The sequence below is a fragment of the Stenotrophomonas sp. Steno-Z1 genome (assembly GCF_056393175.1).
Window position 1 is genome coordinate 61,621 of record NZ_JBWJPB010000007.1, and the last position, 11,531, is coordinate 73,151.

General features: G+C 64.8%; 7 protein-coding genes. 4 read left to right on the plus strand and 3 right to left on the minus strand.

Going from position 1 to position 11,531, the window contains the following annotated elements; translation table 11 throughout:
• Positions 1-1,569: 1,569 nt before the first annotated feature.
• The gene (locus AC06FD_RS16300) at positions 1,570-1,941 is read left to right on the plus strand and encodes a hypothetical protein (protein ID WP_478078354.1); all 372 of its coding nucleotides are present in this window, start codon (positions 1,570-1,572) and stop codon (positions 1,939-1,941) included.
• 64 nt (positions 1,942-2,005) lie between these two features.
• On the opposite strand, the gene acnB is transcribed toward AC06FD_RS16300, so the two are convergent.
• Genes acnB through AC06FD_RS16315 form a run of 3 tightly spaced genes read right to left on the minus strand, consistent with a single transcriptional unit; the run spans position 2,006 to position 5,271 of the window.
• Positions 2,006-4,591 carry a bifunctional aconitate hydratase 2/2-methylisocitrate dehydratase gene (acnB, locus tag AC06FD_RS16305; protein WP_394163746.1) on the minus strand — a complete coding sequence of 862 codons (2,586 nt, stop codon included), beginning with the start codon at positions 4,589-4,591 and terminating at the stop codon, positions 2,006-2,008.
• Between the two features lie 49 nt (positions 4,592-4,640).
• Positions 4,641-5,039: a type II toxin-antitoxin system VapC family toxin gene (locus tag AC06FD_RS16310; RefSeq protein ID WP_259202483.1), complete on the minus strand. Its 399-nt coding sequence runs from the start codon at positions 5,037-5,039 to the stop codon at positions 4,641-4,643.
• A gap of 7 nt (positions 5,040-5,046) precedes the next feature.
• Positions 5,047-5,271 carry an AbrB/MazE/SpoVT family DNA-binding domain-containing protein gene (locus tag AC06FD_RS16315; RefSeq protein WP_259202482.1) on the minus strand — a complete coding sequence of 75 codons (225 nt, stop codon included), beginning with the start codon at positions 5,269-5,271 and terminating at the stop codon, positions 5,047-5,049.
• A gap of 286 nt (positions 5,272-5,557) precedes the next feature.
• On the opposite strand from AC06FD_RS16315, the gene acnA reads away from it, so the two are divergent.
• From acnA to rpfF, 3 genes are all read left to right on the plus strand, one after another.
• Positions 5,558-8,314 (plus strand): aconitate hydratase AcnA, encoded by a 2,757-nt coding sequence (acnA, locus tag AC06FD_RS16320; RefSeq protein ID WP_259202480.1) that lies wholly within the window; start codon positions 5,558-5,560, stop codon positions 8,312-8,314.
• A gap of 445 nt (positions 8,315-8,759) precedes the next feature.
• On the plus strand, positions 8,760-10,436 hold the full coding sequence (locus AC06FD_RS16325) for a long-chain fatty acid--CoA ligase (protein WP_259202479.1): 1,677 nt from the start codon (positions 8,760-8,762) through the stop codon (positions 10,434-10,436).
• A gap of 209 nt (positions 10,437-10,645) precedes the next feature.
• Complete coding sequence (gene rpfF / locus AC06FD_RS16330; protein WP_259202478.1) at positions 10,646-11,515, plus strand: diffusible signal factor synthase RpfF; 870 nt, start codon at positions 10,646-10,648, stop codon at positions 11,513-11,515.
• Positions 11,516-11,531 lie beyond the last annotated feature (16 nt).

Consider the following 11,531-nt stretch of genomic DNA (forward strand, 5'->3'; position numbering starts at 1 on the left):
CGGCGATCCCTACGAGCGCTCATGGGCCGAAGCCGACCGCGATCGCCACCACGTCCTTCTCTCGTAGATAACAGCAGTTGCCGAATCCAGCCTGATAAAAGATGCACGTCCGGCTGGTGCGGGGACGAGCCTGTACCTGCAGCGTAAGTTCGTTCAATACGCCCCGGTGCAATTCCAATCAGGCGGACTGATGTCAGGCACGAGGGAGCACGTATTGGTACCCGGACCGTGATAATTGAAGGAGAGGCTGAATCTCACCTCTGCGCTGGATGAGTAGTGGTACATCACACCAACCGAGTCGTAATCGAGATCAGCACCCTCATAACCGCCGCCAAGCTCTTGAAGGCTCCGTGGATATCGTCCAGCTGTTGAACGGAAAGCTTCCAGAGCACTGATGATTTCCGCGCCTTTTTCCATGCCATGCACCGCTTTACGGCCCTCGCCTGGCGGCTGGCAGGATGCCAGGAGGCAACAGATCCCCAGGAATGGCAGGCGGAGAGTGTGAATTCGTTTCATTGGCCACATCCACATTGCGTACGACTGGGCACGCTGTAAAGCGCTGCCTCCGATAGATCCGAAGAGAGTTGATCTTTAGCCTGATTGATATCTGCATCCTCCCAGTTCTGAGCTTGAGCTTCGCCACATCCCGCATTGGGTCGACGACCACGCGCGGCGTCCGGCAACTCTCCGCGGATGACCACCTGCTCGCAATACATAATAGGCATCTGTTCGCCCATCCAACGTTCAACCGGCCTCAAATCAGGCGCAGCCAACCGAAAAGAGAACGGCTCCCTCGGGCCTCCCCTGTTCTTGGCCTACAGCAGTAGATCCCGCCCCTCTGAGCGCATCTCACCCAACTTCTCAAGCTTGTCTCTGGCAAGCATCCCCTGCTGGCGAATCTCTCGCGAAATCCAGGGTATCCGCAATCATCACGTCGATGGTGGAAGCCCCAGTCGCCATGTGACCACGTCAACATCTGGTTCTTACTAGACAGGCTCGCAGACGGGTGCAGGTCGGCGCAAACGTCGAGGAACACCCATGCCTAACAGCCTCATTCCCCGTGCTGGCACGTCAATTGCGTTTTTTACGCTCACAGGTCCTCGCAGGAAGCGCCGCATCATGCCAGCAGCACGTCGTTAAGGCCGAGAAATCCTGAGCACCTGCGGCGCCCGAGACCATCGACGGCCCTGCTACCGCCGCGCCCGGCAGAGTGCCGATGTGAAGATCACGATATTTCATTATTTTCCCCTCCCTGGCTGCCACGCCGCGGCTGACGCAAGACCTTGCCAGGCCAATCAAGATTCCCGTTCCCGCATTGAGCCAATCAATCGGTATGACAATCAATATGGCAGAAGCCATTTAGATCACATCAGGCAGGGAATCAGACTTTTCTGCCCCCTGCAGTCGATTCGTCTTCCAAATGCAGACACTCGCCGTTGCGCGTGCCCGTTCGGCGTGTTCAAGTAGGTCGGTCTGCGGAATGTAATGCAATCTCTGGCTGTCGTCCTTACCCGCTCAGGGTATCGCAGCCGACGCGAATCACCCTGTCCCTCACAACGGAGCGTGAGCATGAAACACCCCTGGATGCGATTGTTGGCGATCGCGCTGCTGCTGGCAGCCCCGATCGCCCCCACCGTCGCCAGCGGCGATCTATTTCAGTTCAACGCCACCCAAGGGGATGTCAGCTTCACGCTGATGATGCACGGTCGTGAGGATATCGGTGCGATCCACGTGGTCTGGACGGGTGCGCCAGCGGCGGACCGTAATCTTCCTTACCGGCAGTACTACGTCGAGTTCGACCGTGCCAGACAGCGCCTCTATGTCCGCCCGCGCAAACGTGACGGCCTTCCGTGGTTCGAGCTGGACGTCGTCGGCAGCCAGGGGGATGTGCGCTTCCTGGGCCGGCGCCTGCACGGCGAGGCAGACTGGGATATCCGGTAGGCGACACAAAAAACCCCCGGCCTGCGCCGGGGGTTTTTCGTTAACACATCAACCGATCAGCAGATCAGGCAGCAACCGTCTTGGCCACGTCCTGGTAATCCTCGATCTGGTCGAAGTTCATGTAGCGGTAGATGTCCTTGCTGCTGGCATCGAGCACGCCGATGTCGGCCATGTACTCTTCCTTGGTCGGGATGCGGCCCAGACGCGAGCAGATCGCGGCCAGTTCGGCCGAGCCCAGGTACACGTTGGAGTTGCGGCCCAGACGGTTCGGGAAGTTGCGGGTCGAGGTCGAGAACACCGTCGCGCCCTCGCGCACCTGTGCCTGGTTGCCCATGCACAGCGAGCAGCCCGGCATTTCCATGCGCGCACCGGCGGTGCCGAAGGTGCCGTAATGGCCTTCCTTGGTCAGCTCCGACGCATCCATCTTGGTCGGCGGCGCCACCCACAGCTTGGTCGGGATGTCACGCTTGCCTTCCAGCAGCTTGGCGGCCGCACGGAAGTGACCGATGTTGGTCATGCACGAACCGATGAACACTTCGTCGATCGCCGCGCCGGCCACGTCCGACAGCGTCTTGACGTCGTCCGGATCGTTCGGGCAGGCCACGATCGGCTCGTGGATGTCGGCCAGGTCGATCTCGATGACGGCCGCGTACTCGGCATCGGCATCGCCTTCCAGCAGCTCGGGGTTGGCCAGCCAGGCTTCCATCTTCTCGATGCGGCGCGCCAGCGAACGGGCGTCCTGGTAACCCTCGGCGATCATCCACTTCAGCAGCGTGATGTTGCTGGTGAGGTACTCGATGATCGGCTCCTTGTTCAGGTGCACCGAGCAACCGGCGGCCGAACGTTCGGCCGAGGCATCGGACAGTTCGAACGCCTGCTCGACCTTCAGGTCCGGCAGGCCTTCGATTTCCAGGATGCGACCGGAGAAGATGTTCTTCTTGCCGGCCTTGGCCACGGTCAGCAGGCCGGACTTGATCGCGTACAGCGGGATCGCGTTGACCAGGTCACGCAGGGTCACGCCCGGCTGCATCTTGCCCTTGAAGCGGACCAGCACCGATTCGGGCATGTCCAGCGGCATCACGCCGGTGGCCGCGGCGAAGGCGACCAGGCCCGAGCCGGCCGGGAACGAAATGCCCACCGGGAAACGGGTGTGCGAGTCGCCGCCGGTGCCGACGGTGTCGGGCAGCAGCATGCGGTTGAGCCAGCTGTGGATCACGCCGTCGCCCGGGCGCAGCGAGATGCCGCCACGGGTGGAGATGAACTCCGGCAGCGTGTGGTGGGTCTTGACGTCCACCGGCTTCGGGTAGGCGGCGGTGTGGCAGAACGACTGCATCACCAGGTCGGCCGAGAAGCCCAGGCAGGCCAGGTCCTTCAGCTCGTCACGGGTCATCGGGCCGGTGGTGTCCTGCGAGCCCACCGAGGTCATTTTCGGTTCGCAGTAGGTGCCCGGGCGCATGCCCTGGCCTTCCGGCAGGCCGCAGGCGCGGCCAACCATCTTCTGCGCCAGCGAGAAGCCCTTGCCGGTGTCCGGCGGGTCCATCGGCAGGCGGAACAGATCGGTCGGGGCCAGGCCCAGCGCATCACGCGCCTTGGCGGTCAGACCGCGGCCGATGATCAGCGGAATGCGGCCACCGGCGCGCACTTCGTCGAACAGCACGTCGGACTTGACCTTGAACTCGGCGATGACCGCGCCGTCCTTCAGGGCCTTGCCGTCGTACGGGCGCAGCTCGATCACATCGCCCATGTTCATCTGCGACACGTCGAGTTCGATCGGCAGCGCGCCGGCGTCTTCCATGGTGTTGTAAAAGATCGGGGCGATCTTCGAGCCCAGGCACACGCCGCCGAAGCGCTTGTTCGGGATGAACGGAATATCTTCGCCGGTGAACCACAGCACCGAGTTGGTGGCCGACTTGCGGCTGGAGCCGGTGCCGACCACGTCGCCCACGTAGGCCACCAGGTGGCCCTTGTCCTTCAGCGATTCGATGAACTTGACCGGGCCACGCTTGCCGTCTTCTTCCGGTTCGATGCCATCGCGCTTGTTCTTCAGCATCGCCAGCGCGTGCAGCGGGATGTCCGGGCGGGTCGTGGCATCCGGGGCCGGCGACAGGTCGTCGGTGTTGGTTTCGCCGGTCACCTTGAGCACGGTGATGGTCAGGCTCTCGGGCACCTGCGGGCGGCTGGTGAACCACTCCGCATCGGCCCAGCTCTGCAGCACGCCCTGGGCGTTGGCATTGCCGGCCTTGGCCTTTTCCTGCACGTCATGGAACGCGTCGAACACCAGCAGGGTGTTCTTCAGCGCGTCGGCGGCGATCGCGCCGACGGCGCTGTCGTCCAGCAGCTGCACCAACGGGGCGACGTTGTAACCACCGAGCATCGTGCCCAGCAGTTCGGTGGCGCGCTCGCGGCTGATCAGCGCATTGGTTTCGCTGCCGAAGGCGATCGCGGCCAGGTAGGAGGCCTTGACCTTGGCGGCGTCATCGACGCCGGCCGGCACGCGGTGGGTCAGCAGTTCCAGCAGGAACTCGGCCTCGCCGGCGGGCGGGTTCTTCAGCAGTTCGATGACGTCGGCCGTCTGCTGGGCGCTCAGCGGCAGCGGCGGGATGCCAAGCGCGGCGCGCTCGGCTACGTGGTGGCGGTAGGCTTCCAACATGACAACTCCCGGGTGATTCTTTGAAAGAATGCGGTTTAAAAGTATGGGCTCAGGCGTGCGGCACGATCAGCTTCAGGCCCTTGAAGTAGTCGCGGTAAAATTTGTCGTTCCAGGTGATCAGGCCGTCGCATTGCAGCAGTGCGTGCGAGCCGATCATGAAATCGTCGAGGCTGCGGCGGCCTTCGCCACGCTGCCGGTGGCGGCGCTGCATCTCGCCGGCGCGCAGCGCCGACTTGGCTTCCAGCGCATTGAAATGGACGCCCATCTCTTCCAGTGCTTCGAGCACTTCGGCCCCGCCACGCAACGCGGCGCAGAGTTCGGCCAGGGTCGCGCCACACACCACCACGCGCCCGCCCACCAGGTTCTGGCGCAGGCACGCCTCCACGGCGTCGGCCTGCGGGCCATTGCTCAGCAGCTCGATCAGCACCGGCGAATCGACGGCGATCATCGCGGGCTCAGCCTTCGTCACGGACGGCCTTCACGGCGGCGTCGGACGACTCGAATCCATCCAGCGCGAACTTGCCACGGGCGCGCGAGATCGCGTCGTCCACGCTCTTGCGCAGGATGATCCGGCCGCCTTCCAGCTCGACGGTCAACTGGGTGCCCTTGGTCAGCCCCAGGGCATCACGCACCGCCTTGGGCAGGGTGATCTGGCCGCGCTCTGCAACGGTGGCTTCCATCGGTAGGCCCTCCAAAGTATGCACAAATTATACATACTTCCGGGGGCATACTTCCACCACCGCAGTGTCCAGGGCCCTTCCCGCCCTTGCCAGGCAAAGGTTACGCAGCCCCGATGACATCCGCGATACATATCTCTATGTAGTCTGAGACCCGATGCCGCAGGCGGTAGGCCGACTGAATCGTTCATACTGGGGACGATCACCGGGCCTATAAGCCACCGGCGAACGCAAGCAGGCCCGCCCCGTGCGGACCACTGCAAGCCATCCGCAAGAGGAGTCACCCCGCATGAGCGATTCGTTCTCCACCCGCAGCCAGCTGGACGTCGGCGGCAAGACCTACGACTACTTCAGCCTGCCCAAGCTCGGACAGCAGTTCGACATCTCCCACCTGCCCTACTCGATGAAGATCCTGCTGGAGAACCTGCTCCGGCACGAGGACGGCGGTGCCACCGTCGGCCGCGATCACATCGAGGCGGTCGCCCGCTGGAACCCCAAGGCCGAGCCGGACATTGAGATCGCCTTCATGCCCGCCCGCGTGGTGCTGCAGGACTTCACCGGCGTGCCCTGCGTGGTCGACCTGGCCGCCATGCGCGATGCGGTGGTCAAGCTCGGCGGCCGACCGGAGCAGATCAACCCGCAGATTCCCTCCGAACTGGTGATCGACCACTCGGTGCAGGTGGATGTGTTCGGCACGCCCGACGCACTCGACCTCAACGGCAAGATCGAGTTCCAGCGCAACATGGAACGCTACGGCTTCCTGCGCTGGGGCCAGAAGGCGTTCGACAACTTCAAGGTGGTGCCGCCCAATACCGGCATCGTCCACCAGGTGAACCTGGAGAACCTGGCCCGCGTGGTGATGACGGCCGACAAGGACGGCAAGGCGGTCGCCTACCCGGACACCGTGTTCGGCACCGACAGCCACACCACCATGATCAACGGCATCGGCGTGCTCGGCTGGGGCGTGGGCGGCATCGAAGCGGAGGCGGCCATGCTTGGCCAGCCGTCTTCGATGCTGATCCCGCAGGTGGTCGGCTTCAAGCTGGTCGGCAGGCTGCCCGAAGGCGCCACCGCCACCGACCTGGTGCTCACCGTCACCCAGATGCTGCGTTCGCACGGCGTGGTCGGCAAGTTCGTGGAGTTCTTCGGCGAAGGCCTGCAGCACCTGCCGCTGGCCGACCGCGCGACGATCGGCAACATGGCCCCCGAATACGGCGCCACCTGCGGTATTTTCCCGATCGACAACGAATCGCTGAACTACCTGCGCCTGTCCGGCCGCAGCGAAGAACAGATCGCCCTGGTCGAGGCCTACGCCAAGGCACAAGGCCTGTGGCATGACGCACAGACCGCGCACGCCAGCTACAGCGCCACGCTGGAACTGGACATGGGCACGGTCAAGCCGTCGCTGGCCGGGCCCAAGCGCCCGCAGGACCGCGTGCTGCTGGAAGACGTCAAGCAGAACTACCGCGACAGCCTGGTCGGCCTCACCACCAACCGCGACAAGCGCACCGAGGATGTGTCCAACTTCGTCAACGAAGGCGGTGGCGCGGCGGTCGGCAACGAGCAGCTGGCCAAGGGCTACAGCGATGTCGAACTGGACGGCCAGAAAGTCCGCCTGAAGGACGGCGCAGTGGTCATCGCCGCCATCACCTCGTGCACCAACACCTCCAACCCGGCGGTGATGATCGGTGCCGGCCTGCTCGCCCGCAACGCGGCCGCCCGGGGCCTGGACCGCAAGCCGTGGGTGAAGACCTCGCTCGGCCCGGGTTCGCGGGTGGTCACCGATTACCTTGAAAAGGCCGGTGTGCTCACCGAGCTGGAGAAGATCGGCTTCTACGTGGTCGGCTACGGCTGCACCACCTGCATCGGCAACTCCGGCCCGCTGCCGGCCGAAGTCAGTGCCGGCATCGCCGCCGGCGACCTGGTGGTGACCTCGGTGTTGTCGGGCAACCGCAACTTCGAAGGCCGCGTGCACCCGGAAGTCAAAATGAACTACCTGGCCAGCCCGCCGCTGGTGGTGGCCTATGCGATCGCCGGCACCACCGACATCGACCTGACCACCGAGCCGCTCGGCACCGGCAGCGATGGCCAGCCGGTCTACCTGCGCGACATCTGGCCGAGCAACAAGGAAATCGGCGATGTCATCGCCGCCACCATCGGCCCGGAGATGTTCAAGCAGAACTACGCCGACGTGTTCAAGGGCGACACCCGCTGGAACACCATCAAGTCGCCCGATGGCGACCTGTACGAGTGGGACGGTGGCTCGACCTACATCAAGAACCCGCCGTACTTCGAGGGCATGACCATGCAGGTCGGGCACATCGAGGACGTGCACGGCGCGCGGGTGATGGGCCTGTTCGGCGACTCGATCACCACCGACCACATTTCCCCGGCCGGCAACATCAAGAAGGATTCGCCTGCCGGCCGCTTCCTGCAGGAACGCGGCGTGCAGCCGGCCGACTTCAACAGCTACGGCAGCCGCCGCGGCAACGATGACGTCATGGTCCGCGGCACCTTCGCCAACATCCGCATCAAGAACCTGATGTTTGGCGGCGAAGAAGGCGGCAACACGCTGTACTTCCCCAAGGACGGCGGTGAACCGCAGAAGCTGGCCATTTACGACGCGGCCATGAAGTACAAGGCCGAAGGCGTGCCGCTGGTGGTGTTTGCCGGCAAGGAATACGGCACCGGTTCCTCGCGCGACTGGGCAGCCAAGGGCACCAACCTGCTGGGCGTCAAGGCGGTGATGGCCGAGAGCTTCGAGCGCATCCACCGCTCCAACCTGGTCGGCATGGGCGTGCTGCCGCTGCAGTTCAAGGCCGGCGAGAACGCGCAGAGCCTGGGCCTGGACGGGTCGGAGACCATCGACATCAGCGGCCTGCGCGATGGCGCCAGCAAGACCGCCACGGTCACCGCGACCAAGGCCGATGGCACGACGAAGCGCTTCGAGGCGCACGTCATGCTGCTCACCCCGAAGGAAGTGGAGTACTTCAAGCACGGCGGCCTGCTGCAGTACGTGCTGCGCCAGCTCGCGGCGAAGGGCTGACAGCAGCCACCATGCCCCGCCTGCACCGCAGGCGGCGCATGGAAGCGGGCGCAGCGTTCCGACGCTCCGCCCGCTTCCGTCCTACGCCCGGTAGTGCCGAGCCATGCTCGGCACCGGCAATCCAGACCCACGCGCGCCCCCGGTAGTGCCGAGCCATGCTCGGCGCCGGCAATCCAGACCCACGCTCGCCCCCGTCCCCCCATCCGCCCCACGCACGCCACCCGCACCGACAGCAATGTCCGCACCGGGCATCTGCCGAGCATGGCTCGGCACTACCGCCGCAGGCAGGCCGACGCCGTCCGATGCGCCCGCAGCGCCTCGACGACCGCCCCACCCTTCACGCCCCCTTCGCCTTTTCCATTCGGCCCGGTATGCTGCCCGGACGTGAACTGGCGGATACTCAGGGCCAGAACACACTTTCATCAACGATTCCTGGAGGGGGAATATGAGTCTGGAACGTCCCTGGCTGCAGAGCTATCCCAACGGCGTGCCTGCCGAGATCGACGTCAACGAGTTCCATTCGGTCTCGGCCGTATTCGACACCTCGGTGGCCAAGTACCGCGACCGTCCCGCCTACTCCAGCTTCGGCAAGACCATCACCTACGGCGAAACCGACGCCCTGGTCGAGCAGTTCGCCGCCTACCTGCTGGGCGAACTGCAGCTCAAGAAGGGCGATCGCGTCGCCCTGATGATGCCCAACTGCCTGCAGTACCCGGTGGCCACCTTCGGCGTGCTGCGTGCCGGCCTCACCGTGGTCAACGTCAACCCGCTGTACACCGCGCGCGAACTCAGGCACCAGCTGGTCGATTCCGGCGCTGCGGTGCTCGTGGTGGTCGACAACTTCGGCGACACCGTGCAGCAGGTGCTGGCCGACACTCCGATCAAGCAGGTGATCACCACCGGCCTGGGCGACATGCTCGGTGCCAAGGGCGTACTGGTGAACTTCGTGCTGAAGTACATCAAGAAGATGGTGCCCAACTACAGCATCCGCGGCGCGGTGCGCTTCAACCAGGCGCTGAAGCTGGGCAGCCGGCACACCCTGCCCAAGGTCGAGATCGACCACGAAGATGTCGCCTTCCTGCAGTACACCGGCGGCACCACCGGCGTGGCCAAGGGCGCGATGCTGACCAACCGCAACCTGATCGCCAACATGCAGCAGGCCTCGGCGTGGCTGTCCACCTCGGGCATCGAGCCGGGGAAGGAAGTGATCATCACCGCCCTGCCGCTGTACCACATCTTCGCATTGACGGCGAACGGCCTGGTCTTCATGAAGTTCGGTGGCTGCAACCACCTGATCACCAACCCGCGCGACATGAAGGGCTTCGTCAAGGAACTCAAGGCGACCCGCTTCACCGCCATCACCGGCGTCAACACGCTGTTCAATGGCCTGCTCAACACCCCCGGCTTCGAGGAGATCGACTTTTCCACGGTGAAGTTCACCCTGGGGGGCGGCATGGCAGTGCAGCGCGCCGTGGCCGAGCGCTGGAAGAAGGCCACCGGCGTGACCCTGGTGGAAGCCTACGGCCTGACCGAAACCTCGCCGGCCGCCTGCATCAACCCGCTCAACCTGGCCGAGTACAACGGCGCCATCGGCCTGCCGATTCCGTCCACCGATGCCTGCGTCAAGGACGATGACGGCAAGACCCTCACCCCCGGTGAAGTGGGCGAACTGTGCATCAAGGGCCCGCAGGTGATGAAGGGCTACTGGCAGCGCCCGGAAGAAACCGCCAAGGCCATCGATGCCGACGGCTGGCTGCACACCGGCGACATGGCGCGGATGGACGAGCACGGCTTCTTCTACATCGTCGACCGCAAGAAGGACATGATCCTGGTGTCCGGCTTCAACGTGTACCCCAACGAGGTCGAAGACGTCATCGCGATGATGCCCGGCGTGCTTGAAGTGGCCGCGGTAGGCGTGCCGGACGAGCGCTCGGGCGAAGTGGTCAAGGTGGTCATCGTCAAGAAGGACCCGAACCTGACCGCCGAGATGGTCAAGGAACACGCCCGGGCCAACCTGACCGGCTACAAGCATCCCAAAATCGTGGAATTCCGAAAGGAGCTGCCGAAGACCAACGTCGGCAAGATCCTGCGCCGCGAGTTGCGCGACAGCCCCGCCCCGTAAGGCTTTGCGGGTATCCGGGACGTAATGGGCCCCTGCCGGCGACGGCGGGGGCCTTTGCGTTGGGGCGCCCGGGGCCGGGCCCGGCCGGGCGGCGCTTGCGGGCGGTTCACATCGCGCGCATAGAATCATTCGCCGCCGCAGGTTCCAGCTCGCCCCCTTCATTCTCCGTCCGCATCGCGGTCGGCCGGACGGTCTTACGGAGAACTCCCATGTCTGCAGTCCATCCCTTTGCCCCGCGCCCGCAGCTGCACCCGACCCTGCGCATCACCGAAGAAACCCAGCGCGATGTGTACTGGATCCACATGCATGCCAACCTGGTCGACGAGCCCGGCCGCCCCTGCTTCGCCTCGCGGCTGGTGGACGACATCGTGGGCTACCAGCGCGAGCTGGGCGAACGCCTGAGCATTTCCCATGCACTGTCCCCGCACGTCGTGCTGGCCTCGGACAGCGACGTGTTCAACCTCGGCGGCGACCTGGAACTGTTCTGCCGCCTGATCCGCGAGGGTGACCGTGCGCGCCTGCTCGACTACGCCCAGCGCTGCGTGCGCGGGGTGCATGCCTTCCACGCCGGGCTGGGTGTGCGCGCGCACAGCATCGCGCTGGTCCAGGGCAATGCACTGGGCGGCGGCTTCGAAGCCGCGCTGAGCTGCCACACCATCGTGGCCGAGGAAGGCGTGCTGATGGGCCTGCCGGAGGTGCTGTTCGACCTGTTCCCGGGCATGGGCGCCTACTCCTTCATGTGCCAGCGGATCAGCCCGCGCCTGGCCGAGAAGATCATGCTGGAGGGCAACCTCTACACCGCACGCCAACTGCACGAGATGGGCCTGGTCGACGTGGTGGTGCCGGTCGGCGAAGGCGTGGCCGCGGTCGAACAGGTGATCAAGGACAGCCGCCGCATCCCGCATGCGTGGGCGGCGATGCGCGAGGTGTCGGAGGTGTCCAGCATGGTGCCGCTGCACGAAATGATGCGGATCACCGAGATCTGGGTGGATACGGCCATGCAGCTGGGTGAGAAGTCGCTGCGCACCATGGACCGGCTGGTACGCGCGCAGGGGCGTCGCACCGGCGACGCTCGCTGACGTCCGGCCATGCTCA

Bases quoted from the DNA above. Each gene is read 5' to 3' on its own strand.
- acnA (WP_259202480.1), top strand. From the start codon at position 5,558: ATGAGCGATTCGTTCTCCACCCGCAGCCAGCTGGACGTCGGCGGCAAG.
- AC06FD_RS16325 (WP_259202479.1), top strand. From the start codon at position 8,760: ATGAGTCTGGAACGTCCCTGGCTGCAGAGCTATCCCAACGGCGTGCCT.
- rpfF (WP_259202478.1), top strand. From the start codon at position 10,646: ATGTCTGCAGTCCATCCCTTTGCCCCGCGCCCGCAGCTGCACCCGACC.
- AC06FD_RS16315 (WP_259202482.1), bottom strand. From the start codon at position 5,271: ATGGAAGCCACCGTTGCAGAGCGCGGCCAGATCACCCTGCCCAAGGCG.
- acnB (WP_394163746.1), bottom strand. From the start codon at position 4,591: ATGTTGGAAGCCTACCGCCACCACGTAGCCGAGCGCGCCGCGCTTGGC.
- AC06FD_RS16310 (WP_259202483.1), bottom strand. From the start codon at position 5,039: ATGATCGCCGTCGATTCGCCGGTGCTGATCGAGCTGCTGAGCAATGGC.
- AC06FD_RS16300 (WP_478078354.1), top strand. From the start codon at position 1,570: ATGAAACACCCCTGGATGCGATTGTTGGCGATCGCGCTGCTGCTGGCA.